Origin of the sequence: uncultured Bradyrhizobium sp., assembly GCF_947648125.1 — a bacterium.
Lineage (GTDB): Bacteria > Pseudomonadota > Alphaproteobacteria > Rhizobiales > Xanthobacteraceae > Bradyrhizobium.
Window position 1 is genome coordinate 175,821 of the sequence record NZ_CANSMR010000008.1, and the last position, 24,394, is coordinate 200,214.

Below are 24,394 nucleotides of genomic sequence, written 5' to 3' on the forward strand. Positions count from 1 at the left end.
ATTCCCCTGGACGCGAGTTAAGGGGACAAATCGGAAGAAACGGTTACGTGTGCAAGAAATGGTTAACGTTTGGCAAATGCGTCGCGATAGCCGGCCAGCACGCCCTCGACCATCGCGCTTTGCGAGAAATGTTCGGAAATCCGCTCGCGCAGTCTCTGCGCGCGTGCCGCGGTCGCCGTGGGATTGTCGAGTGCGGCCTTGATGGCGTCGGCCATCGCGCCGGCATTGCTGGGCGCAAATAGAGCGTCGGTGTGGGTATCGAAGATCTCCGGGATGCCGCCGACATTGGCGGCGATCATCGGAACACCGGCGGCGCCGGCCTCGATCACCACATAAGGCATCGAATCGCCACGCGAGGGGACCACCAGAACCTTGCCTTTCGAGAAGCCGTAGCGCGCCTTGACGTGGCCGATGAAGCGAACGGCATCGCCGAGCGACAACCGCTTCACCTGCTCCTTGAGCCGCTCGAACTCCTCGCCGTCGCCGCCGAGCGTCAGCGTCACCGGCTTGCCCTCGGCGCGCAGTTTCGCCACCGCATCGATCAGGAGGTCGGCGCCCTTGATGCGCCGGAATTCGCCGACATAGGCCACGTCGGAGGCGTCGTCGGCCTTCCCGACTGGTTCGAATTCCTCCGACGTCACGCCGTTGAAGACGCAGCGGACGAGGCCTGACGGCTTGCCCACGGTGCGCTGGTAGGTGTCGCGGGCAAACGCGCTCTCGAACAGGAACAGGTCAGTGCTGTTCATCAGCGTGCGCTCGAGCTGGCTGTAGAAGCGGCCCTTCCAGGTATCGAGCGGATAGTGCAGCGAGCCGCCATGCGGCGTGTAGACCCGGATCACCTTGTCCGATCGCCGCCGCAGCCGGACATAGGCGCCGGCCTTGGCGCCATGACCATGCACGACATCGGGTTTCAGCTTCCGGATCAGGCCGGCGATATGCGCCCAGACCAAGAAATCGGCAAAGCGCGGTTCGCGGCGAATAGCCACCCGGTGGACGCCGAGCTTGAGGCACGGTTCGATCTCGGCGAGGACCGCGTCAGCACGCGTGCCGCCGGTCAGGCTGTCGGCGACGATGCCGACATGGTGCCCGCGCTCGATCTGGCCGTTGGCGACATCGAGGATGTGACGAATGATGCCGCCGACCGGGGCGCGGACGACGTGCAGGATGCGGAGCGGCCGTGCCTGATCTTGATCCTGTGCCATCGATCAGAACCAGCGTTCGCCGACGAAGACGGTGTCGCCGGGCCCGATCGGCGTGCCCAGTGGAACGACGAAGCGGCCGGCGCCCGATGCGTCGGTATGGGTGAGGGTGACCTCGTCGCGCCTGGCGCGCGGCGAGAAGCCGCCGGCGATAGCCACCGCGCTCTCGACCGTCATGTTAGGCACGTAGGGATATTGGCCGGGGGCCTGAACTTCGCCGAGGATGAAGAATGGCCGGTAGGATTCGATCTCGACCGCCACCGAAGGCTCGCGGATGAAGCCGTTGCGCAGCCGTGCGGCGATCTCGGCGGCAAGCCCGGCAGGTGTCCGGCCGCGTGCCGGCACCGAGCCGATCAGCGGCATCGTGATCGCGCCGGCTGCATCGATCGCATAGGAATTGGTCAGGCCTTCCTGGCCATAGACCACGATGCGAAGCCTGTCGCCGGGGCCGAGATTGTAGGCATCGCGCGTCGGCGCGGGGTCGGCATAGGCCATCGGTGCGGGCGCAGCAAAGGCTGGCTGCCCATACGCCATCGAATCGAGGGCCGGGTCACCGGCAACCGGCGACGTCCGGCCCATGCAGCCCGACAGCGCGAGCGCAGCAATCAGACAAACGAGGGGAGCGCGCAGATCGCGCATGTGAGGAATCCCGCAACAATATCGGCGTTGATTAACGGCACTCATGGTTAACAAACGATGACGGGCCGGTGGTGGCCGCCGCATCCGTCAACTCCGCCGATTAACCCAGCAGCAACCTTAATGGACTGTAATCGCCGCCATTGAGATGGAATCGCGGTGTCCGCGGGAGTTCGTTATGCGTTTTGCATTCTGGCGTAGAGGCAAGGAAAAGGCCGCGGTGCAACGGGCATTGCCGAAGTCTGCGCCCGTTGCCGATGAAGCCGTTGCGAAGCCGGTTTCGTCGATATCAACTCATGACAAGCCGGCGCGTCCAGAGGCGACGGATCTCGATCTGCATATGCTCGGACGCGCGCTGGCGCGCAAGCGAAGCTGGATCGTCGTGCCGACCGTGCTCGTGTTTGCGGTGTCGCTTGCTGCCGTCAATGTCGTGACGCCGCGCTACAAGTCGGAAGCGCGAATCCTGATCGACAATCGCGAGAATGCCTTCCTGCGCCCGAACGGCGAGCGCGACCTGGAGCGCACCTCGCTCGACGCCGAAGCCGTGACGAGCCAGGTGCAACTGCTGCTGTCGCGCGATCTCGCCCGCGACATCATCAAGAAGAACAAGCTCGCCGAGCGCCCCGAATTCGATCCGGTGCTGCGGGGCTTTTCCCCGCTGAAGTCGCTGCTGGCGCTGTTCGGCATCGGCCGTGACCCGTTCAGCCTGACGCCGGAAGAGCGGGTGCTCGATTCCTATTACGAGCGCTTCCAGGCCTATGCGGTCGACAAGTCGCGCGTCATGGTGATCGAATTCCAGTCGGAGGATCCCGAGCTTGCGGCGCGCGTCGCCAACTCGATCGCCGATGGCTATCTCGTGCTGCAGCAGGCGGCGCGGCAGGACCAGGCCAAGTCCGCCAGCACCTGGCTGCTGGGCGAGATCGACAAGCTGCGCGGCAAGGTCGCTGACGCAGATTCGCGGGTCGAGGAATTCCGCTCCAAGTCGAGCCTGTTCGTCGGCACCAACAACATCCCGCTGTCGAACCAGCAGATGGGCGAGCTGAACACGCAGCTCAACAACGCCCGCGCGCTGAAGGCGGATGCCGAGACCAAGGCGCGGCTGATCCGCGAGATGCTTCAGGGCGGCAAGCCGATCGAGGCTTCGGAAGTGCTCAATTCCGAGCTGATCCGCCGGCTCGCCGAACAGCGCGGCACACTGCGCGCGCAGCTCGCCGAGCAGTCGTCGACGCTGCTCGACAACCATCCGCGCATTAAGGAACTGAAGGCGCAGATCGCCGACCTCGACCGCCAACTGCGCGAGGAAGCCGGCAAGATATCGCGCTCGCTCGACAACGACGCCCGCGTCGCCGATGGCCGCGTCCAGGCGCTGCAGGTGGGCCTGGATCAATCCAAGAAGCAGGCGTCGTCGAGCAACAGCCAGGACGTCCAGCTGCGCGGATTCGAGCGTGAAGCCAAGGCGCAGCGCGATCTGCTGGAAGCCTATCTCGCGAAGTATCGCGAGGCGACCGCACGCGAGAACATTGAGGCGGCACCGACCGATGGCCGCATCATCTCGCGCGCCACGGTCTCGAACACGCCGGCCTATCCGAAGAAACTGCCGATCGTGCTGATCGCCACGCTGGCGACGCTGTTGCTGTCGTCCGGCATCATCATCACCGGCGAGCTGCTGCGCATCTCCGCTCCCGGCGCGGTGGGCCGTGCCTTCGCACCGGCCGCCGCAGTGATCCGGCGCCGCGAGCCGGTGATGGAGACCGCAGCGATCGAGCAGGCGCCGACGCTGCCGCCTGAACCTGCGCTCGCATCGCCGCTCGCCCCCAGCCTGTCGCCAGAGCCTGATCTGAGGCCCGAACCCGCAGTTGCATATGAACCGGTCACCAGCGAGCCGCAGCCCGCGCCCGCCCAGACGGCCAACGAGATCGAGGAGTTGGCAGAGCGTCTCGTCGCGGCCGGTCCCGCCGCCCACAAGGTCACGGTGCTCGGCCCGGCGGCCGCCGAGAGCGTCACGCTGACCGCGTTGACGCTGGCCCGTCTGATGGCGCGTCAGGCCAAGGTCGTGGTGGTCGATCTCGTCGCGTCTTCACCGGTGCTCACGGCGGCCACGGTCGATCCCGGTGCGCCCGGCCTTGCCGAATTGATGCAGGGCGAGGCGACCTTCGCGCAGATCATCACCAAGGATCGGCAGTCACGGGTTCAGATCGTCAGCGCCGGGCGTCCGGGCTTCGATCGTTCGCATCTGCAATCACCCCGGCTGGCGCTTGCGATCGATGCGCTGCTCCGGGTCTACGATCACGTGCTGCTCGACGCCGGCTCGGCCGTCGACCTGCCGGCCGAGCTGCTGACCGCGAAGGCGCAAGCTATCGTCGTGCCCGACGCCAGCATGGCGCAGGATGCCCGCCGCTCGATGGTCGATCAGCTCAGGGCCGTCGGCTTCTCCGAAGTGACGATGCTGAGCAAGCCCTGCGCGCCATCGGAAACGGTCGCGACGGGTCCACGCGTCGTGGCGGCCTGAACCTCGTCTTAGGAGTGCGGTGAAATTCATCGCGCTCCGGCCCTTTATTTTCGCATGATCTTTTCGGAAAACCGCTTCACACTTTTCCGGATCATGCGCTAGTGCGCCAGCATCGGCTCGCGCGCGGCCCGCTCGAGGACCGGGTCGATCCGCAGCCTGATCGTGACGAGAGCGCCGATCAGGCCGACGACCGCAAGCAGCAGCAGGCCTGCAGTGAATCCACCGGTCAGGTCCTTCAGATAGCCCATGGCGAACGGGCCCGCGAAGCCTGACAGATTGCCGAGCGAGTTGATCGCGGCAATGCCCGCTGCGGCCGAGGCGCCGTTCAGGATGCTGGCCGGCATCGGCCAGAACATCGGCGGCACCGCCGAAACGCCGATCTGCGCAACGCAGAGCAGGCCGATGATCAGCACGGGACTGGAGACCAGTCCGGCGAGGCCAATGCCGACGGCGGCGAGCACGAGTGCGCCGGCGACATGGTAGCGCCGCTCACCGGTCTTGTCGGAATGGCGGCCGAGCAGCACCATGCCGACCGCGCCGAACACGAAGGGCAGGGCGGCGATGAAGCCTGTCTGGGTGTCGGTGACGCCAAACGCCTTGATGATGGTGGGCAGGAAGAACGCGACGCCGTAGCTGGCGGCGTTGAGGCAGAAGTAGACGAGGGCGCAGGCCAGCACCCGCGAGTCGGTGAGCGATTGCATCACCGAGATGTGCTCCACCGCTTCCTTCTTCTGCCGCTCGATCTCAAGGGTATTCTGGACCCATTTGATCTCGTCGGGCTGCAGCCAGCTTGCCTGACGCGGGAAGTCAGGCAGCATCGCCAGCACGGCGAAGCCGACCAGGACCGACGGCAGCGCCTCGCAGATGAACAGCCACTGCCACCCCGTCAGACCGCCTCCGGACAGGTTGAGCAGCAGGCCCGAGATCGGCGCCCCGATGATGCTGGAGATCGGGATTGCGAGCATGAACAGGCTGATGACGCGGGCCCGATAGATCGTCGGGAACCAGAGCGTCAGATAGAAGATGATGCCGGGGAAGAAGCCGGCCTCGCAGGCGCCGAGCAGCAGGCGAAGGAAGTAGAAGATCCATTCGCTCGAGAGGCCGCTCGCCGCAGACATCTGCGGGATGAAGGCGAATGCCGCCGAGACGATGCCCCAGCTGATCATGATGCGGGCGATCCAGCGCCGCGCGCCGAACCGTTCCAGAAGGATGTTGGAGGGCACTTCGAAGAAGAAATAGCCGACGAAGAACAGGCCCGCACCGAGTCCGTAGGCAGCCTCGCTGAGCCCAAGCGCGGTGTTCATATGCAGCTTGGCGAAGCCGACATTGACGCGATCGAGATAGGCCACGAAGTAACACAGGATGAGGAACGGAATCAGCCGCCGCATCATCTTTCCGATTGCGCGCTTCTCGACATCGTCGCTCATCGTTCCCATCCCTTCCGGTTTTTCGATTCGGCGCACGGTGATCGCGCTGTCCGGGCGGCACCTTCGTGCAGCCGCAGCGGTCCGCCGCCTTGCCCTTGCAAGTATTGCATTCATTGTTGTGTAATCGACCGCCGCGTGACTAATGGCATTTGGGAATGGAGCCACGGCGAAACCGTCATGATGCACCGCGGTATGAACGCGGGAACCCTGGAGCGTTTTCCAGCGAAGTGGATGCCGGTTCGCGGCAGGAAAACGCGTCGAAATAGAATCAAGAGCCAGGATGGTGGCGGGCAGTGATCAATAATCTGAAATTGCGCCAGTTGCGCCTGCTGGTGGCGCTCGACAGCGAGCGCAAGCTGCAGCTGGCCGCCGAGCGGCTCAACATCACCCAATCGGCTGCATCCAAGATGCTGGCCGAGATCGAGGCCGTGGCGCGGGTTCCGTTGTTCGAGCGGACCGCGCGCGGCGTCGAGCCGACCGCCTACGGCTCGATCCTGATCCGGGGCGGCAGGAGTGTCCTTGCGGACCTTGACCGGGTCACCGATGAATTCGCCGGTTACCGGTCCGGCGAGCTCGGCACCGTATCGGTCGGAACGGTCGCCAAGCCCAGCATCGACCTGGTCGTCGATGTGATGCAGTATCTCGGCGAGAAGCTGCATCGGGTCAACATTTCACTCGATGTCAGCACCAGCCCGCCGCTGGTTGCGCGGCTGCTCGCGCTTGAACTCGATTTCATCGTTGCGCGGATACCCGCCGGCGTTGATCCCGGACAGTTCGATTATCACGAGATCGGCGCCGAGCAGGCCGGCCTGTTGGTTCGCGCCGAGCATCCGCTGGCCGCGCTCGACAGCGTCAATCTGGAAGACACGGTCGACCTGCAATGGATTTCCCAGCCGCGGGAATCCTTCATGCGCCAGGCGCTCGAGCGGCTGTTCTACAGCCGGGGCATTGCGCCGCCGCAGCGCATGATCAATACCGAATCGTTCTCCGCGTCGATCGGAATTGCTGCAGGCATCGACGCGATCGTGCCGGTGCCCTTGCTGATCTTCGATCTGCTCGATCCGCAGCGCTTCAAGATGCTGCGCATCCGCGACCAGCTGATGCTCGAGAGTTATGGGCTGATCAAGCTGCGCAAGCGGGCGCTGTCGCCGGCCGCGATGCTGGTGTTCGATGCAATGATGCGGCTCAGCGTCGAGAGCGGACGGCAGCTGTCCGAGGGCTCATCTGCTTAGCACGTACCGCAGGCGTTCTCAGCGGAACATGCTGCGCAGGTTCTGCGCAATCTCGAACAGCGCCGGATTGTGCTTCACGGCGCGCTTGGCGCGGCTGATGGCCGCCAGCGCGCTTGCCGCCGGCTTGCCGCGCAGGCTGAGCGGAACGAAGCTGTCGACGATCGCTTCGTCGTCCTTGCAGAACAGCCGCTTGTACTCGTCCGAGCCGATGCCGAGGTCGAAGGCGCGGTAGTTCAGGCCGGCATGGCGATCGATGATGTCGCGCATCAGGATCAGGCCGGGGCTGAACTTGGAATTGGCCGACATCGTGTAGGTGTTGAACATCATCGAGAAGCGATGACCGTCGGAGACGCCGGCGTAGATCGCGATCACTTCCTCGTCGCACTCCAGCGCGTGGATGTCGATCGCATAGCCCTTGCCGTCGGCGCGCGGCGCGAGGCAGGCGCTGCGGATGAACTGCTCGACGCCGGGCTCGGCGAATACATCGGGCAATTTCTGCTCGGCCATGCGCTGCGGCTTGACACGGAAGAACCAGTCGAGCAGGCGGCAGACGTCGGCGCTGTCGGCCGCGACGTGATAACGGTAGCCGGGCAACGGCTGCAGCTTGCGCTCCTTGCCCTTGAGGCGGCGGCGGAACGAATTGCTGATCAGCGCAGCGGGTGCCGCGCCGGGCTCGATCACCAGCAGCGGGCAGTCGTTCACAGAGGCCTGATGCGGCAGCAACGCCAGCGGATTGGGCTGGTCCTGCCAGCGCAGCGGCTGTTGACACAGCACGAGCGCGTCGACGCGGGACCGCTCGGCGATCAATCCGGTCAGGGCCGTGATGTCGGCCTCGGTTGCGTTGGCGGCGAAGTCCTTGTCGTACAGCGCCATGTTGAAGGTCGCATGCTTGCCGCCCATGAAGCTCGCGCAGCTCGCACCGAGGCGCTGCTCGACGGCGAGCGGCAACAGCAGCAGCGGACGGCGTTCGCTGTCATGAGCTACGACGATGAAGGGCCGCAGGCCTTCGCGCTCGCCGACCTGGCGTTGCCAGTTGGCGAGGAAATCGAAGCGCTGATAGGGCGTGTAGCTGTGTTGCGGTGTTTCGAGACTGCGCCAGGTCGCTTCGGCCGCGGTGAGGTCATGAAAGATGTCGACGCCGGCGACGCGAATTGCGTTCGGCCATGGTCGCGTCTCCGCCGTCTGGCCTTCAACTGCCGCCGCCATGATCATCTCGGAACCTAAATTTTTAAGGTATTAATTTACAGGTCTCGGCTGCGGCCGACCTTCGCAGGGAAATGTCAACAAAGAGTAATAACAATGCCGCGGCGGTGTGTGGGAACCGCCGGGCAGAGGCGGGGACTTTGGCGCCGGAGAACAGGATTTTGCGGCGGGCCCGGATGGAGCTCGCCTGGTTCAGCGGTGCCTTCAGGTTGCGGGAACGCGAGGCCGGGGGCGCAGGCGTGATCCTGCGCTTCGCGCGCGTGCGTCCCGCACGCCGGGCCCGGTTCCAGCCGTTGAGGTCGCAGGAGATCACGCCGGCCTTCCTCGATCGTACGGTCCGCGCACTGAAGCGCTGGAAGTACGACATCGTCGGGATCGACGAGGCCTGCCGCCGCGCGGTGACCATGCCGGGGCGCCGCCGCTTTGCCTGCCTGACCTTCGACGGCGCCAGCAAGGACTTCGTCACGCATGGCTATGCCGTGCTCGCAAGGCACGGCGTCCCCTTTACCCTCTATTTGCCGACGGCCTTCCCGGACGGCGTGGGCAATGCGTGGTGGCTGGTGCTCGAGGACATCATCGCGCGCGAGAACCGCATCAGCCTGATAGTCGACGGCAGGGAGCGACACTTCGTGGTCTCGAGCCTGTCGGACAAATACGAGCTGTTCGATTTCCTGTCCGGCTGGCTGCGCAAGTTGTCGCCGCCTGATCTGTCCTATGCGGTGAACGATCTCGGCCGGCGCTATTCGGCCGATGCGGCGCAATTGTCACGCAGTGCCTCGCTCGACTGGACGGATCTGGCGAAGTTCGCGGCCGATCCGAACGTGACGTTTGGCAGCGCCACCGTGAACTATCCGGCGCTGTCGAGCCTCAGGGACGGCGACGCCCAGCGCGAGATGGCGATGGGAAAAGCAGTTGCCGAAAGCGCGCTACGGCGGCCGATCAGACATTTCGCATTCCCCTTCGGGGACCGCGAAGCGTTCCGCCGTCCGCATGTCGTGATGGCCGAGGAGGCCGGCTTCGCCAGTGCGGTGTCGACCATATCAGGGGTGGTTGAGGCGCAGGGACGCACTAATCTCCACGCACTGCCACGCATCGCATGGGACGGCCGCGTCCGCTCACTGCGGATGATGCGCGTGCTGCTCTCGGGCGTGATGTTCGCACCGGTTCGGCCGACGCGGCATGCGCGCGACGACGGCGCGATCTAGGCGCGGTCGGGCCGCGACATCCAGGAAACGATCGGCATCGCCGGCAGCACCCAGCCGAGGCCAGCGACGACGTAGAAGATGGCCTGGAGCAGCCCCGAATTGGCGAGCCACGGGGTCTGGGCCACCGTCATGCCAAGCAGTGACCACACCACGACCAGGATGAGCAGGGCGATGGTTCCGAGCAATTTGCGGGTGCGTATGGCCATGGCGGATATGTATGTATGACTCGTGATCTCGGCAGCGCTTGCGCCGCGGGCGGGCCGGACTATAAGGGGCCCGAAAATCCAATCAAGTCAGGGCGAAATGGCCGGTATTTCCGCACAACCATCGCAGCTCCGCGCGGTCAGGATCTGGCTGATCGCGGTCGCCGCCCTGATCGCGCTGATGGTCCTGGTCGGCGGCGCCACGCGGCTCACCGAGTCCGGCCTGTCGATCGTCGAATGGAAGCCGGTGACCGGCGCGCTGCCGCCGCTGACCGAGGCGCAATGGACGAAGGCCTTCGAGGGCTACAAGGCCATCCCGCAATATCGCGAGCTCAACGCAGGGATGACGCTCGCGCAATTCAAGACGATCTTCTGGTGGGAGTGGAGCCACCGGCTGCTCGGCCGGGTGATCGGCGCCGCCTATCTGCTGCCGTTCCTTTACTTCCTGTGGCGCGGCACGGTGAGCGGCGAGCTCGGCCGGCGGCTGTGGGTGATCTTTGGCCTCGGCGCGCTGCAGGGCGGCGTCGGCTGGTGGATGGTGGCGTCCGGTCTCTCCGAGCGCGTCGAGGTGTCACAGTATCGGCTGGCGACGCATCTGGTGCTGGCGCTTCTGATCTTCGCGGCGATCGTCTGGACGCTGCGGCGCTTGACGGACCGTCCGTCGGTGATCGCGCCGCTCAGGCTGAAGATCACGAGCGCGGTGCTGCTCGTGCTCACCTTCGTGCAGCTCTATTTCGGCGCGCTGGTTGCGGGTCTGCGCGCGGGCAGGGTTTACAACACCTGGCCCGAGATCGACGGCGGCTTGATTCCATCGGCTGACCGCCTCTGGTTCGAGACGCCGTGGTGGCGCAATCTGTTCGACAACACGCTGACGGTGCAGTTCGAGCATCGCATGACCGCGTATTTGCTGTTCGCGCTGGCGATCGCGCATGCGATCGATGCCGTGCGCGCGCGCGCCGGCGGTGCCGTCATCGCGGGTGCCTGGTGGCTGGTTGCGGCAATCACGGTACAGGCGACGCTCGGCATCCTGACGCTGCTGCATCAGGTGCCGATCGATCTGGCGCTGACGCACCAGGCGGTCGCGATCGTCGTGCTGACATTGGCGGTGTTGCAGGCCGAGCGCTTCGCGGCGCGCCGCACCGAACGGGACCAGCCGACCCTCGTTCCGGTCGGCCAGTCGCTTTGATCCATCAACCCGGCTGATCCATCAGGACAGATAGTCGAGCCCGATATCGAGCGCGGCCGAGCTGTGGGTCACCCAGCCGACCGAGATCAAATCGACGCCGGTGGCGGCGATCGCTCCGGCGGTTGCGGCCGTGATGCGGCCGGAGGCTTCGGTGAGTGCCTTGCCGCGCGCCATCGCCGCCGCCTGACTGAGCTGCTCGGTCGTCATGTTGTCGAGCAGGACCGCGTCGACGCCGAGCGCCAGCGCCTCCTCGAGCTGCGACAGCGTGTCGACCTCGACCTCGATCTTCACCAGATGGCCGGTATTGGCCTTGGCACGCTCGACCGCGGTGCGGATGCCGCCGGCGAGCGCGATGTGGTTGTCCTTGATCAGCACGGCATCGTCGAGACCGAAACGATGATTGCCGCCGCCGCCGGCGCGGACCGCGTATTTCTCCAGCGCGCGCAGTCCCGGCGTGGTCTTGCGGGTGCAGACGATCTGCGCGCGGGTGCCTGCGACGGCCTTGACGAGCGTGGCGGTTGCGGTCGCGACGCCGCTCAGGTGGCAGAGGAAGTTGAGCGCGGTTCGCTCCGCGGTGAGCAGGCTGCGGGCGGGGCCGTCGATGATCGCGATGACCTGGTCGGGTTCGACCGCACTGCCGTCGGGCCGCTCGGCGCGCAGCTCGATCGCCGGCGACACCGTCTGGAAGGCCGTGCGCGCCACGTCGAGCCCGGCGATCACGCCCGGCTGCCGCGCCCGCATTACCAGCCGGGCCTGCTGGCTGGCCGGCACGATGGCGTCTGCCGTGATATCGCCGGCGCGGCCGAGATCCTCGCGCAAGGCGGTTTGCACGATCGGCTCATACAGCAGCGGCAACAGGGGATTGAGGGTCATAAGCGGGCACTCCTGGCTGGTAGCTTGGATTCAACGATGTCGTGCGCAGCGACGAGCGCCTCGGCACGGGTGAGGGAAGACGGGGCCGCCGACAGAGCAGTGTGCGGGAAATCGGTGCGGAAATGACCGCCGCGGCTTTCCTCACGCCGGATTGCGGCGACCGCGATCATCAATCCGACCAGTGCTGCGTCGGATGCCGTACCGGGACTGCGCGCGAGCGGATAGAGGCCGCGGATCGCGCGTGCGATGCCGTCGTGGTCGCGCAGCACACCGAGCCCCTGGGTGAGGATCGGACGTACGGCAGAGGGATCGGAGGCGGCCGGCATCGTGTCGTCGCTCAGCATCGCGCGCGGACCCGCGCTGACGCCTTCGATGCTTTCGGCGACCCAGCGCGCGCAGACGATCGCTTCCATCAGCGAGTTGCTGGCGAGCCGGTTGGCGCCGTGCAGCCCGGTGCGCGCGGCCTCGCCGCAGGCCCACAGGCCCTGCACCGTGCTGCGGCCATGGCCGTCAACCGCGATGCCGCCCATGTGGTAGTGGACCGCCGGCCGGATCGGGATCGGATCCGTGGCGGGATCGATGCCGGCCATCTTGCAGAACGCGCTGATCACGGGATAGCGCTGCGCGAAATCCGCACCCGGATGCTTGCGCGCATCGAGGAAGGTGCGGTGTCCCGCGGCGCGATGGCGCCAGACGGCCCGTGCGACGATGTCCCGTGGCGCAAGTTCGGCGCCGGGCTGATCGGCCATGAAGCGTCGGCCGGTCTCGTCGATCAGGGTCGCGCCGTCGCCGCGGATCGCCTCGGTCAACAGCGGCATCGGCCGCGACGGCCCATCGAAGGCGGTCGGATGAAACTGGACGAATTCGAGGTCCGACAGTCTTGCGCCGGCATGCGCCGCGAGCGCGAGCCCCTGGCCGAAGCATCCGCCCGGATTGGTGCTGTCTGAAAACAGCCCGCCGATGCCGCCGGTCGCGATCACGACGCGGTTGGTCGCGATCGTCAACGCGCCGCGGTCGCTGGCTGCGAGCACGCCCCTAACCGCATTGTCCTCGACCAGCAGCCGCCGCGCCTCCACGCCTTCCAGCAAGGTGATCGATGGCGTCTGACGGACCGCCGCGATCAGCGCGCGCATGATCTCGCGCCCGGTGCCGTCGCCGGTGGCGTGCACGATGCGGTTGCGCCCGTGCGCGGCCTCGAGCCCGAGACGCCAGCTGCCGTCGGCGCGCCGGTCGAAGGCGACGCCGAGCTCGGCCAAATGCTCCACGGCGGCCGGCGCGGCATCAACGATCCGGGATGCTGCGGCCGCATCACAGAGGCCGGCGCCCGCCGCGAGCGTATCGGCGAGATGGAGGGCAGGGGTGTCATCCGCGCCGACCGGCGCGGCAAGTCCGCCCTGCGCCCACATGCTGGAGGCTTCCGCGCCGAGCGGCGATTTCGACAGCAGCACGACCGGCTCGGGCGCGAGCTGCAGCGCGGTCATCAGCCCCGCGGCGCCGCCGCCGACGATCACCGGGCGGCCGTTGAGATCGGAGATATCAATACTCATATCGCCAGCATCCTTTCGACGCTCTTGCGCGCGCGCTCGGCGATCTCTGGGTCGATCGTGACCTCGTGCTGATTGGTCTCCAGCGCGTGGCGGATGTTCTTCAGCGTGATCCGCTTCATGTGCGGACAGAGATTGCAGGGCCGGACGAAGTCGACATCGGGATTGCGGGCCGCGATGTTGTCGCTCATCGAACATTCTGTCAGCAGCACGACCCGGGGCGGACGTTTGGTCTCGACGAACGATTGCATCGCAGCGGTCGAGCCGGAAAAGTCCGCTTCGGCGACCACCTCGGGCGGGCATTCCGGATGCGCCAGGATGGTGACATCGGGATAGTTCTCACGCAGCTGACGCACGTCATCGGCGGTGAACAGCTCGTGCACCTCGCAATGGCCCTTCCAGGCGATGATCTTCTTGCTGGTCTGCTTGGCGATGTTCTGCGCCAGATATTCATCCGGCAGCATGATGATCCGCTCGGCGCCGAGCGATTCCACGATCCTGAGCGCGTTGCCTGACGTGCAGCAGATGTCGGACTCCGCCTTCACTGCGGTCGACGTGTTGACATAGGCAACCACGGGCGCGTCCGGATAGCGCGCGCGCATCAGCTGCACGTCAGCTGCCGTGATGGAATCCGCCAGCGAGCAGCCGGCCTTGAGGTCGGGGATCAGCACGGTCTTGGCCGGATTGAGCAGCTTCGCCGTCTCGGCCATGAAGTGCACGCCCGCCAGCACGATCACATCGGCGTCGACCTTGGTCGCTTCACGCGCGAGCAGGAGGCTGTCGCCGACGATGTCGGCGACACCGTGAAAGATCTCCGGCGTCTGGTAGTTGTGCGCAAGCACCACTGCGTTACGGCGGCGTTTCAGTTCGAGGATCGCATCGACGTCCTCGGCGAAAGTGGCCCATTCGAACGGTGGGATGACGCGCTTGACGCGCTCATAGAGCGGCGCGGTGCGGGTGAGAACATCGGTATCGAGTGCAACCATTTATACTCTCCTTGAGCATAAGATGGCTTATACTTATCCTGAGCATAAGGCGTGTCAAGAGCGCGAAAGCGGGAGCTTGGTGCCGGCGACGGCCCGTTCGGCCAGTACGGCATGGCGGAAGCGGAACAGCTTGGCCGGCCGTCCGACGGTATCGGCGGCCATTGCGCCAGTCTCTTCAACGAGTTCCTGCTGCTCGATGAGCCGGCGGAAGTTCTGCTTGTGGACCAGCCGGCCTGCGAGCGCCTCAACACTGCGTTGCAGTTGCAGCAGGGTGAACTCGGCCGGCATCAATTCGAATACCACCGGACGGTATTTGATCTTGGCGCGCAGCCGCGCGATCCCGGTGGCGAGGATGCGGCGATGATCTGCCGTCATCGGCTTGCCCGGCACGACCGGCGCGGCGTGGTCATGCGCGCGTCCGGCTTCCGGGATCAGCAGCGCCTCGTACAGCAGCTCGTAGCGCTGCAACACGAGTTCTTCGTTCCAGTCGCGGTCATCGAGACCGAAGGTGATCGCGCAGCGCTGCCAGCGCTCGCGCTGCAGCGTCGGTGACGGCGCCGCCTTCGCCCAGGTCTTCAGCTTCGGCGCGATCATCTTCGCAAGACAGACCGGCGTGCCGGCGCGATGATCCTCCCAGGGGAAATAGTCGTACCAGCCGGACCAATGCGCCTCAAAGCCTTCGCCGACCTGGTCCTCGCGGGTCAGCCCGAGATAGCTGATCGAGACACTATGCGGCGTCCTGGCGTCGCCGGACCGGCCGCGGTCGGCAAAGGTGTAGAGCTGTTCGACATAGCCAAGCGGATGGCCGGTCTGCGCCTCGACCCACGCCCGCAGCGCGGTCTGCAGCGAGCGGTGGGTGAACTCGAACGGGCCGCTCGGCAGTGCGGAGCCGCTGGCGATGGTCATGATCTTCGGCGTGCCGTCGGTGACGGCGACCAGCACCGCGACGAGGTCGGCGGTGACAGCATTGCCCGAAGCCGGTGCGTTGGTTTTCTTCTGCGGCGATCTGGCCACGCGCGTATCCCCGGCTAGCAGTAGCCGTAGACGCCGCAGGCGTAGGGCAGGCGGTCCCAGTAGGTCACATAGGCGCCGCCGTAATAGGGGCCGTAATAATTGTAGGAGTGCCAGTTGCCGTAATAGCCGGGCAATGACGACGATCCAGGCAGCAGCGGTTCACCCTGCATGTACGGGATGTACGGCTCTGAGTTGAGCGGGATCACCTTGGGCTCGACGACCACGAGCTGGCGTCCGCGCCGCACATAGGTCGGTGACGTGATGGTGGTGCGGTAGGCGTAGTGCCGGCGCGGCAGGCCCGCCGGCAGCTGGCGCACGGCCTTGACGGTGGCGCGTTTGGTGACGACAGGGCCGTCGGCGGCGTCAGCAGGCGAAATCGCAAACAGCGCGATCGCGAGCGGCAATATCCAGCGCAGCATCAATGGTCTCCCGAATCATCCGGAGCCTATCACTGCCACTTTATGCCGGATTGAGCGTTAACGAGAGACCCGTCGATATTAAGCGTTAACGAGACGGTCGTTCTGAGCAAGGTTGCCGGAGTGATGCGGGTGCACCGCTCCGGAACCAAGGTGGGATCAGGCGCGCAGGGCCTGGTCGAGGTCCGCGATCAGGTCTTCCTTGTCCTCGATGCCGATCGACAGCCGCACCACCTCGGGCGCCGCGCCGGACTTCACCTTGGCGGCGTCGTCGAGCTGGCTATGGGTGGTGGAGGCCGGGTGGATCACCAGCGAGCGGGTGTCGCCGACATTGGCGAGATGTGAGAACAGCTTCAGGTTCGACACCAGGTTGACGCCTGCGTCGTAGCCGCCCTTGAGGCTGAAGGTGAACACCGCGCCGGCGCCCTTCGGCGCATATTTGCGCTGCAGGGCGTTGTACCTGTCGCCGGGCAGGCCGGCGTAGTTCACGGCTGACACGGCGGGGTGGGTAGAGAGGAATTCCGCCACCGCCTTGGCATTGTCGCAGTGCTTCTGCATACGCAGCGGCAGCGTCTCGATGCCGGTCAGGATCATGAAGGCGTTGAACGGCGACAGCGCGGGGCCGAGGTCGCGCAGGCCGAGCACGCGGCAGGCGATCGCGAAGGCGAAATTGCCAAAGGTCTCCTGGATCCGGATGCCGTGATATTCCGGGCGCGGCTCGCTCAGCATCGGATATTTGTTGTCCTTCGACCAGTCGAAGGTGCCAGCGTCGACGATGATGCCGCCGAGCGAATTGCCATGACCGCCGAGGAACTTGGTCAGGGAGTGCACGACGATGTCGGCGCCATGGTCGATCGGCTTGATCAGATACGGCGAGGCGAGCGTGTTGTCGACGATCAGCGGCACGCCGGCCTTGCGCGCGACGGCCGCGATCGCCTCGATGTCGGTGATGCTGCCGGCGGGGTTGGCGATCGATTCGATGAAGATCGCCTTGGTGTGCGGCGTCACCGCCTGCTCGAAGCTTGCGACGTCGTCGGGATCGGCCCAGGCGACGTTCCAGCCGAACGCCTTGAAGGCGTGGGTGAACTGGTTGATCGAACCGCCATAGAGCTTGCGCGCTGCGATGATCTCGTCGCCGGGCTTCAACAGCTGCTGCAGCACGACGAGCTGCGCGGCGTGGCCGGAGGCAACCGCGAGCGCGGCTGTGCCGCCCTCGAGCGCTGCGACGCGTTCCTCCAGCACCGCATTGGTCGGGTTGCCGATACGGGTATAGATGTTGCCGAAGGCCTGCAGGCCGAACAGCGAAGCCGCATGGTCGGCGTCGTTGAAGACGAATGACGTGGTCTGGTAGATCGGCGTCGCCCGCGCGCCGGTGGTGGGATCAGGCTGTGCGCCGGCGTGCACGGCGAGGGTGGAAAATCCCGGAAGGCGATCGGTCATTCTTTGTGTCCTGTTGTGGCCTGGTCGAAACGCGCGGCATGCTGATGGCGGCGGTGCCCGCCGTCAAGCGAGTTAGGCACGCCGCCAGTTTTGGGAGGGGCATCCCACGCTATACTAGGTGATCGGAACGATTATTCCGGAGATGTCAGGTCGTCTCGGTCTTGTTCTTCGCCGCGCGGTCGGATGCCGCAGTCTGGCCGCCGCCAAAGCTCGTGCGGTTGAGCGACAGCCGCATGCCCTGGGTCGGGATCGGCGCGCGCTTGGAACTCAGCGTGCGCGAATTGACGCCCATCCAGGATATCTCCGACGACAGCCGGCCATACTCGATCTTCGGGCAGCGGTTCATCACGACCTTGAGGCCCGCGGCTTCCGCCTTCTCGGCGGCGGCATCGTTGCGTGCGCCAAGCTGCATCCAGATCACCTTCGGCGGCGGCGCCAATTTCAGCGCCTCGTCGACGACCGGCATGATGTGGCTCGAATTGCGGAAGATGTCGATCATGTCGATCGGCCGATCGATGTCCGCGAGCGATGCGACGAACGGTTTGCCCATCAGCGCCTTGCCGACATGGCCGGGGTTGACCGGGATCATGTCGTAGCCGCGCTGCGCCAGATATTTGAACGCGAAATAGCTCGGCCGCACGTTGACCGGCGACGCGCCGACCATCGCGATCGATTTCACGTTGTTCAGGATGCTGCGGATGTAGTTGTCGTCGTAGGCGTCGTGGTTCATCGTTCGTCTTTTTCAATTGCGTCATTGCGAGGAGCGAAGCGACGAAGCAATCCATGCTTTCTTGTGGTGCGATGGATTGATTCGCTTCGCTCGCAATGACGGGAAGTCACTTGTCCTGCCACTTCGGATCGCGCTTCTCGATGAAGGCGCCGATGCCTTCCTCGGCGTCGCGCGCCATCATGTTCTCGGTCATCACCTCGGCCGCGAAGCGATAGGCGTCTGCGAGGTTCATCTCGGCCTGGCGATAGAATGCCTCCTTGCCGAGCTTGACGGTGTAGGCCGATTTCAGCGCGACCTTTTGCGCCAGCGCGATCGCGGCGTCGCGTTCGGTGCCTGCCGGCACCACGCGGTTGACGAGGCCGATGCTCTGCGCTGTTGCCGCGGAGACGGGTTCACCGGTCAGCAGCATCTCCATCGCCTGCTTGCGCGGCACGTTGCGCGACAGCGCCACCATCGGCGTCGAGCAGAACAGGCCGATGTCGACGCCAGGCGTCGCAAACGCCGCAGCCTCGGAGGCGACCGCGAGGTCGCAGCTCGCGACGAGCTGGCAGCCCGCTGCGGTCGCGATGCCCTGGACGGACGCCACCACCGGCTTCGGCAGGTGCACGATCGCCTGCATCATCGCGCTGCAGGCGTTCATGATCTGCGCGAAATAGGCGCGGCCGCGGTCGGCGTCGGTGCGGCGTGCGGTGAGCTCCTTGAGGTCGTGGCCGGCGCAGAAGGCCGGACCGTTGGCGGCGAGCACGACCGCCCGGATGCTCTTGTCAGCGCCGATATCGCTCAGCGCAGCGTGCAACTCGCCGATCAGGCCCTCGGAGAGGCTGTTGCGCGCCGCGGGGCGATTGAGCGTCAGTAGCGCGATACTGCCGGCGGTCTCGCGCAGCAGGATCGGCTGGTGTTGCGGCGCTTCCGCGCGGGCGGCTTGGGCGGACATGGTGAAATTCCACTTTGGTCTCTATGACAACTTAATGTAACAGGCAGGCTGAAGCGAGGGCAGGGACGGCATGGCGATTGCGAAAATGAGCGTGGCTGATCTGGAGGAGTTCCTGCGTAAGGAATTTCCGCAGGCGTTCACCCACGACGATATCAGGATCGAAAGCGCCGACGGCGGGACGGCCCTGCTGCGCCAGCGCTTCAGCGAGCGCATGCTGCGGCCGGGCGGCACGGTGTCCGGACCGACCCTGATGGGGCTGGCGGATTTCGCGATGTATGTGGTGCTGCTGTCGGCGATCGGGCCGATCGGCCTTGCCGTCACCACCAACCTCAACATCAATTTCCTGCGCAAGGGCCAGCCGGGGCAGGACGTGCTTGCCGTCGCCAAGCTGCTCAAGCTCGGCAAGCGGCTAGCGGTCGGCGAGGTGAACCTGCTGTCCGGGACCTCTCCGGATCCGATCGCCCATGTTACGGCGACCTATTCCATTCCAAATCAATAGGCTTTCTCACGGTATTATTACACCATATTTATAAGCCATTGTTTTTACTGTTGTAATTAGCGCGTTTCGACGTTGACGTGCGCCCGCGGCTTCTCTAGAAACCCACGCAGTTCGGCGTATTCGGCGCCGATTTCCTTTTCACGGATTTCACACATGAGCACGTTCTCGGCCAAGCCCGCCGAAGTGACGAAGAAGTGGGTCGTGATCGACGCCAAGGGTCTGGTCGTCGGTCGCCTCGCCACGCTCGTCGCGATGCGCCTGCGCGGCAAACATCTGCCCACCTATACCCCGCATGTCGATTGCGGCGACAATGTCATCATCGTCAACGCCGCGCATGTGGTGCTGACCGGTCGCAAGCGCGACCAGAAGGTCTACTACAAGCACACCGGCTTCATCGGTGGCATCAAGGAGCGCACCGCGAAGCAGATCCTCGAGGGTCGCTTCCCCGAGCGCGTCGTCGAGAAGGCGATCGAGCGCATGATCCCGCGCGGTCCGCTCGGCCGCATGCAGATGGGCAATCTGCGCGTCTATCCGGGTGCCGAGCATCCGCATGAGGCCCAGAGCCCCGAGAAGGTCGATATCGCTTCCCTGAATCGCAAGAACACGAGGGCCGCATAATGTCCGATACGTTGCAGTCCCTCGACCAGCTTTCGCAGGTCAAGCCGGCGGCTCCCGACGCGCCGAAGTACGTCAAGAAGGTCGACAAGTTCAACCGCGCGTACGCGACCGGCAAGCGCAAGGACGCGGTCGCCCGCGTCTGGATTAAGCCGGGTGCCGGCAAGATCTCGGTCAACACCCGCGACATCGAAATCTACTTCGCCCGCCCGGTGCTCCGCATGATGATCCAGCAGCCGCTGGTCGCTGCCGCCCGTAACGGCCAGTACGACGTAATCTGCACCGTCGCCGGCGGCGGTCTCTCCGGCCAGGCCGGGGCTGTCAGACACGGCATCTCGAAGGCGCTGACCAACTTCGAGCCCGAGCTGCGCGGCGTCCTCAAGAAGGGTGGCTTCCTGACCCGTGACTCCCGCGCGGTCGAGCGCAAGAAGTACGGCAAGGCCAAGGCCCGCAAGTCCTTCCAGTTCTCGAAGCGCTAATTCGAGTTCTAAAATTCGCGGCAATTGCCGCGTGCATCGAGCTGCAGAGGGCGCCGCGAGGCGCCCTTTTTGCTGTGCCTAACCGCGCGCGCTTCGACGCGAATTAGCGCAGTTTTTCAAGAAAACTTGCGTGTGCGTGCAAACGAAATTGGAACTCGGGCCTTCTAGCTTGCGGTCTCGCACTGGCGCTGCATCACCGTATTAATTGCGCCTGCGAACGTTGCATCACCGGGCTGGGGTGACTCTATGTCGTTCGATCCATCGACGCTTTATCTGTTCGCTACCATGGTCGCGGGCATGCTCGGCGCCATGCTCTGGTTGTTCGGCAGGCAGGAGAACATTGCCGCGCTGAAATGGTGGGGCACCGCCTATCTGCTCGGCGCGGCCTCGGTCGCACTCTGGACGGTCGGCAGCTCGACGCTCGATCCGATGGTTCTGCTGGGGCTCAATGCGATCGGCTTCGCCGCCTGCGGCATGGTCTGGAATGCCGCGCGTATCTTCCACGGTCGCAAGGCCAACCTGCTCGGCCTCGTGCTCGGTCCGATCGCGTGGATCGGCACCGTGACGACCATGCAGGATCCGGCGATGCGCCTGACCATCGGCGCCGGCATCGTCGCACTCTACGCCGCGTTGACCGCCTCCGAACTCTGGAGCGAGCGCCGCCGTGCGATGCAAAGGCGCTGGATCGCGATCGCGATCCCGGTCGCACATGGCTGCGTCCTGATGCTGCCGATCCTGGTCGGCGACCTGTTGCGGCTGAACGGCCAGAACTTCGTCAGCAGCTTTTGGGTCACGCTGTTCTCGATCGAGCTCGTGCTGTACGCGATAGGCACGGTGTTCGTGATTTTCATGATGGTGTCGGACCGCGCGGTAGCGGTGCACAAGACCGCTGCGTCGATCGATCCGTTGAGCGGCATGCTCAACCGCCGCGGATTCACCGAGGCCTGCACGCGGGTGATCGAGCGGGAGGCGGTTGCCGGCCGGCCGGTCACTGTGATGATCTTCGACATCGATCACTTCAAGTCGATCAACGACCGGTTCGGCCATCCCGCGGGTGACGAGATCCTGAAACTGTTCTCCGCCGTGGTGGTTAGCAGCCTCAGGATCAGCGATCTGTCGGGCCGGATCGGCGGCGAGGAATTCGCAGCGCTGCTGCCGTGCTCGCTGGAGGAGGGCGTCTTGGTTGCCGAGCGCGTGCGCGAGGCGTTCGAGAACAGCAACATCACCTGCGAGGAAGGCGCGGTCGACACCACGGTCAGCATCGGCGTGGCCGGCGGACCCGCCGGGACCGAGCTCGAGGTGCTGCTGGCCTCGGCCGACACCGCGCTCTACCAGGCCAAGCGCGGCGGCCGCAACCGCGTCGAGGCGGCCGAGGAATTGCCGCTGTCGCTGGAGAATTGGCGACGCAAGACTGCGGGCCTGCCGGCATCGGCGCGGCAAAAGCCGGCACCCGCCCGCGCGTGAGTGTGCGGTAACGACTGGTTAACCATTCGATCCCATGCTTTCGGGCATGGAGTCGATCCGCACCCGCAATCCGCATTCAGCCCTGATGTCGCTCGAAGCCGATGCGGCTTCGGCGCGCGGCGGCTTCGCCTGCCTGTTCTCGGACTCCGATGAATACGAGACCGCGCTGATCGCCGAACGCCGCGCGCAGGGACGATACGAACCGCCGAGGAGCCACTGGCCGATCGCGATGCTGCTCGGCGTGATGCTGATGGTCGTCGGTACCGTCCTGCTCTTCAACTGAGCTGCGGCACGTTCGACGGAGCGGGCGTCTGCGCCGGCGCCTGATCCTCCGCCTTGAAGTGGTCGATCATCACCTTGGCGATCGCCATCAACGGCAGCGCCAGCGCGAGCCCCCAGATGCCGAACACGACGCCGAGCAGGATCTGGAACGCGAACAGCGTTGCCGGCGGGATGTCGAGCGCCTGGCGCTGGATGATCGGCGTCAGCACATAGCTTTCCAGCGCGTGGACGCCGAGGAACAGGATGAAAGCCGACAGCGCCGCGATCCACCCGCTCGCGAGGCTCGCCAGCACCACGATCAGCCCGCCCAGGATCGCGCCGACCGTCGGGATGAAGGCGAGCAGGCCGGCTTGGATGCCGAGGATGAACGAGCTCGGAATCCCGATGATGGCAAGCCCGATCCAGGTGACGAGGAACACTGCGGTCATGGTGATGATCTGCGCGATCAGCCAGCGTTCCAGCGTCTCACCGATGCGGTCGACGATGACGGTCGCCTGCGCGCGGTATTTGGCCGGCGCGACGAACAACAATCCGGCGCGGTAAATGCTCGGCTGGGCCGCAAAGGCGAGCCCGAGGAACAGCACGATGAAGAAGTTACCGACGACGCTGACGGTGCCGAGCAGCACCTTCAGCGTCTGACTGATGATCGCGCCGCCGCTCGAGGCCAGCGCGCCGGCGCCGGGGATGCCATGCGATTGCGGCGCTGCCGGCGTCGTTGTCGTCGTCGTCACGGCGGTGCCTTCGCCCTTCGCCTCGCCGGCGGCATTGGTGAAGTCGAGATAGCTGGTATCGACGCCGCGCTGCTCGAGGAATTCCTTGACGTTGCCGAGCTGCGATTTGATCGTGTTGCTCAGCACCGTGGCCTGCTGTGCGATCGTGGTGCCGCCGAGGAACACGATGCCGGACAATAGCCCGGCCATTGCCAGGCAGACGATCGCAAGCCGCAAGGCGTGAGGCAGCTTGGTCAGCCGGCCGAGCAGGGTGGTCATGGCATTGAGGGCGACCCCGAGCAGCATGCCCGCGAACAGCAGGAACAGGGTCGCGGCGAACTGCCAGGCGAACGTCAACAGGGCGGCGAACAGCACAATACCGATGCCGCCGACGGCGATCGCCCACGCCATATCGTTGCGGGCCTGCAGGCGATTGTCAGCCAGGTCTGTCACGGGTGATTCCCCCTTCGCGACGGTGTCCGGAGCAGTCTTTGGCGAAAATCCCGCCGGGATCAAGCTGGGCGGACCGTGCCGGTTTGCCGGTGACGCGCCTTGGTCCGGGCTCGACCGTTGGGCGCCAGGCCGGATTTGGGGCCCCGAGGCCTGCGAATCTGTGCAGGACTGCAAGCCCCCCTGTGCAGATATAGACAGTTGATCCGGGGGGAACTCGAAGGCATGATCGTCTCTGCAAAGTCGCAAACTTAGAAAAATCATTGCGCGAGACTTCGATAATGAGACGGCCCGTGGTCGGCGTGATCGGAAACGCCCATCGCATCGAAAATCGTTTCACAGTCCAGATGGTCGGGGAGCGCAACCTTCGCGCGGTTGCCGAGGTGTCGGGTGCCGTGCCCTTGATGTTCGCAGGCAGCCCCGAAATCACCGAGGTCGGCGCCTTGCTCGACGTGGTCGACGGCGTGGTGCTGACCGGAGCGCGCGCCAACGTTCATCCGACCCGCTTCAACACCGAACCTTGCGCGGCTCACGAGCCCTACGACATCCACCGCGACGACGTCGCGCTGGCGTTGTCGGAGGCCTGCGTCGCGCGCGGCGTGCCGATCTTCGGGATCTGCCGCGGCCTGCAGGAAATGAACGTCGCGTTCGGCGGCTCGCTGCATCCGGAGATCCGCGAGATTCCGGGCCGCATGAACCACCGGATGCCGCGGCTGGAGAACGGCGAGATCCATCCCGATCCGACCGTGGTGTTCGCCGATCGTCACGACGTCGCGCTGACGCCGGGGGGCGCCTTCGCAAGGATCCTCGGCTGCGAGACCATTCGGGTCAATTCGCTGCACGGCCAGGGCATCCTCGAGCCCGGCAAGCGCGTCGTGATCGAGGGCATCGCCGAGGACGGCACCATCGAGGCGATCCGCATCGCCGATGCGCCCGGCTTTGCGCTCGGCGTGCAATGGCACGCCGAATACGATCCGCAGCGCAACCCGATCAACCGCGCGCTGTTCGAGGCCTTCGGCGACGCACTGCGCGAGCGTCGGCGGGCGGCGTAGGCACATCCGCACCGCTGTCGTCCCTGCGAAAGCAGGGACCCATACTCCGCGGCGGTTGCTGTGGAAGGGACTCGTCGTTCCAACGCTGCTCAACGATGACCATCGG

General features: G+C 65.4%; 24 protein-coding genes. 10 read left to right on the forward strand and 14 right to left on the reverse strand.

Translation table 11 applies throughout. The annotated features are described in order from the left end of the window. Window positions 1–62 precede the first annotated feature (62 nt). Both Q0030_RS17105 and Q0030_RS17110 read right to left on the reverse strand, forming a co-directional pair. Window positions 63–1,202: a glycosyltransferase family 4 protein gene (locus tag Q0030_RS17105; RefSeq protein ID WP_298369210.1), complete on the reverse strand. Its 1,140-nt coding sequence runs from the start codon at window positions 1,200–1,202 to the stop codon at window positions 63–65. A 3-nt stretch (window positions 1,203–1,205) separates the two neighbouring features. After that, entirely contained in the window at window positions 1,206–1,838 is a 633-nt protein-coding gene (locus tag Q0030_RS17110) for a polysaccharide biosynthesis/export family protein (protein ID WP_298369213.1), read from the reverse strand. Window positions 1,839–2,013: 175 nt separating this feature from the next. Here Q0030_RS17110 and Q0030_RS17115 point away from each other — a divergent pair, with 175 nt between their 5' ends. Beyond that, window positions 2,014–4,344 (forward strand): Wzz/FepE/Etk N-terminal domain-containing protein, encoded by a 2,331-nt coding sequence (locus tag Q0030_RS17115; protein ID WP_298369216.1) that lies wholly within the window; start codon window positions 2,014–2,016, stop codon window positions 4,342–4,344. A gap of 98 nt (window positions 4,345–4,442) precedes the next feature. On the opposite strand, the gene Q0030_RS17120 is transcribed toward Q0030_RS17115, so the two are convergent. After that, a complete protein-coding gene (locus tag Q0030_RS17120; protein ID WP_298369218.1) occupies window positions 4,443–5,771 on the reverse strand; it encodes an MFS transporter in 1,329 nt (442 codons plus the stop codon). 293 nt (window positions 5,772–6,064) lie between these two features. On the opposite strand from Q0030_RS17120, the gene Q0030_RS17125 reads away from it, so the two are divergent. Next, window positions 6,065–7,003, forward strand: coding sequence for a LysR family transcriptional regulator (locus Q0030_RS17125; RefSeq protein ID WP_298369221.1), 939 nt, complete (start codon window positions 6,065–6,067; stop codon window positions 7,001–7,003). A gap of 18 nt (window positions 7,004–7,021) precedes the next feature. Here the strand turns inward: Q0030_RS17125 and Q0030_RS17130 are convergent, their stop codons facing one another. After that, window positions 7,022–8,215 carry a GNAT family N-acetyltransferase gene (locus Q0030_RS17130; RefSeq protein ID WP_298369224.1) on the reverse strand — a complete coding sequence of 398 codons (1,194 nt, stop codon included), beginning with the start codon at window positions 8,213–8,215 and terminating at the stop codon, window positions 7,022–7,024. 167 nt (window positions 8,216–8,382) lie between these two features. On the opposite strand from Q0030_RS17130, the gene Q0030_RS17135 reads away from it, so the two are divergent. Next, window positions 8,383–9,411, forward strand: coding sequence for a polysaccharide deacetylase family protein (locus Q0030_RS17135; protein ID WP_298369226.1), 1,029 nt, complete (start codon window positions 8,383–8,385; stop codon window positions 9,409–9,411). Here Q0030_RS17135 and Q0030_RS17140 read toward each other — a convergent pair. Continuing rightward, window positions 9,408–9,617, reverse strand: a complete 210-nt coding sequence (locus Q0030_RS17140) for a DUF2842 domain-containing protein (RefSeq protein WP_050400909.1) — start codon at window positions 9,615–9,617, stop codon at window positions 9,408–9,410. The two genes, Q0030_RS17135 and Q0030_RS17140, sit on opposite strands and share 4 nt — an antisense overlap. 97 nt (window positions 9,618–9,714) lie before the next feature. Between Q0030_RS17140 and Q0030_RS17145 the strand changes: the two genes are divergently transcribed. Then, window positions 9,715–10,800, forward strand: a complete 1,086-nt coding sequence (locus tag Q0030_RS17145) for a COX15/CtaA family protein (RefSeq protein WP_298369231.1) — start codon at window positions 9,715–9,717, stop codon at window positions 10,798–10,800. A 21-nt stretch (window positions 10,801–10,821) separates the two neighbouring features. Here Q0030_RS17145 and nadC read toward each other — a convergent pair whose 3' ends face one another. The 8 genes from nadC to Q0030_RS17185 form a co-directional block, all read right to left on the reverse strand. After that, entirely contained in the window at window positions 10,822–11,673 is an 852-nt protein-coding gene (gene nadC / locus Q0030_RS17150) for a carboxylating nicotinate-nucleotide diphosphorylase (RefSeq protein WP_298369234.1), read from the reverse strand. Beyond that, window positions 11,670–13,220 (reverse strand): L-aspartate oxidase, encoded by a 1,551-nt coding sequence (locus Q0030_RS17155; RefSeq protein ID WP_298369237.1) that lies wholly within the window; start codon window positions 13,218–13,220, stop codon window positions 11,670–11,672. Before Q0030_RS17155 ends, nadC begins: the two co-directional genes overlap by 4 nt. Further along, window positions 13,217–14,203 (reverse strand): quinolinate synthase NadA, encoded by a 987-nt coding sequence (nadA, locus tag Q0030_RS17160; protein WP_298369240.1) that lies wholly within the window; start codon window positions 14,201–14,203, stop codon window positions 13,217–13,219. Before nadA ends, Q0030_RS17155 begins: the two co-directional genes overlap by 4 nt. A gap of 54 nt (window positions 14,204–14,257) precedes the next feature. Continuing rightward, window positions 14,258–15,217 carry a hypothetical protein gene (locus tag Q0030_RS17165; protein ID WP_298369243.1) on the reverse strand — a complete coding sequence of 320 codons (960 nt, stop codon included), beginning with the start codon at window positions 15,215–15,217 and terminating at the stop codon, window positions 14,258–14,260. Between the two features lie 14 nt (window positions 15,218–15,231). Beyond that, entirely contained in the window at window positions 15,232–15,636 is a 405-nt protein-coding gene (locus Q0030_RS17170; protein ID WP_298369245.1) for a hypothetical protein, read from the reverse strand. Window positions 15,637–15,792: 156 nt separating this feature from the next. Further along, window positions 15,793–17,073, reverse strand: coding sequence for an O-acetylhomoserine aminocarboxypropyltransferase (locus tag Q0030_RS17175; protein ID WP_298369248.1), 1,281 nt, complete (start codon window positions 17,071–17,073; stop codon window positions 15,793–15,795). Window positions 17,074–17,218: 145 nt separating this feature from the next. Beyond that, window positions 17,219–17,803 carry a CoA-binding protein gene (locus Q0030_RS17180; RefSeq protein WP_298369250.1) on the reverse strand — a complete coding sequence of 195 codons (585 nt, stop codon included), beginning with the start codon at window positions 17,801–17,803 and terminating at the stop codon, window positions 17,219–17,221. Window positions 17,804–17,909: 106 nt separating this feature from the next. After that, the gene (locus tag Q0030_RS17185; RefSeq protein ID WP_298369253.1) at window positions 17,910–18,737 is read right to left on the reverse strand and encodes an enoyl-CoA hydratase; all 828 of its coding nucleotides are present in this window, start codon (window positions 18,735–18,737) and stop codon (window positions 17,910–17,912) included. Window positions 18,738–18,807: 70 nt separating this feature from the next. On the opposite strand from Q0030_RS17185, the gene Q0030_RS17190 reads away from it, so the two are divergent. The 5 genes from Q0030_RS17190 to Q0030_RS17210 all read left to right on the forward strand — a co-directional run bounded on the left by Q0030_RS17190 (window position 18,808) and on the right by Q0030_RS17210 (window position 22,077). Further along, window positions 18,808–19,236: a PaaI family thioesterase gene (locus Q0030_RS17190; RefSeq protein ID WP_229197314.1), complete on the forward strand. Its 429-nt coding sequence runs from the start codon at window positions 18,808–18,810 to the stop codon at window positions 19,234–19,236. Between the two features lie 153 nt (window positions 19,237–19,389). Then, window positions 19,390–19,854 (forward strand): 50S ribosomal protein L13, encoded by a 465-nt coding sequence (rplM, locus tag Q0030_RS17195; protein ID WP_050405657.1) that lies wholly within the window; start codon window positions 19,390–19,392, stop codon window positions 19,852–19,854. Beyond that, window positions 19,854–20,330: a 30S ribosomal protein S9 gene (gene rpsI / locus Q0030_RS17200; protein ID WP_021079118.1), complete on the forward strand. Its 477-nt coding sequence runs from the start codon at window positions 19,854–19,856 to the stop codon at window positions 20,328–20,330. The genes rplM and rpsI overlap by 1 nt, the downstream gene beginning before the upstream one ends. A 246-nt stretch (window positions 20,331–20,576) precedes the next feature. Next, window positions 20,577–21,794, forward strand: a complete 1,218-nt coding sequence (locus tag Q0030_RS17205; protein WP_298369261.1) for a GGDEF domain-containing protein — start codon at window positions 20,577–20,579, stop codon at window positions 21,792–21,794. A gap of 46 nt (window positions 21,795–21,840) precedes the next feature. Next, entirely contained in the window at window positions 21,841–22,077 is a 237-nt protein-coding gene (locus Q0030_RS17210; RefSeq protein WP_298369264.1) for a hypothetical protein, read from the forward strand. On the opposite strand, the gene Q0030_RS17215 is transcribed toward Q0030_RS17210, so the two are convergent. Further along, complete coding sequence (locus Q0030_RS17215) at window positions 22,070–23,239, reverse strand: AI-2E family transporter (RefSeq protein ID WP_298369266.1); 1,170 nt, start codon at window positions 23,237–23,239, stop codon at window positions 22,070–22,072. The genes Q0030_RS17210 and Q0030_RS17215 overlap by 8 nt on opposite strands. Before the next feature lie 278 nt (window positions 23,240–23,517). On the opposite strand from Q0030_RS17215, the gene Q0030_RS17220 reads away from it, so the two are divergent. Further along, complete coding sequence (locus Q0030_RS17220; RefSeq protein ID WP_097673503.1) at window positions 23,518–24,288, forward strand: gamma-glutamyl-gamma-aminobutyrate hydrolase family protein; 771 nt, start codon at window positions 23,518–23,520, stop codon at window positions 24,286–24,288. Window positions 24,289–24,394: the final 106 nt, after the last annotated feature.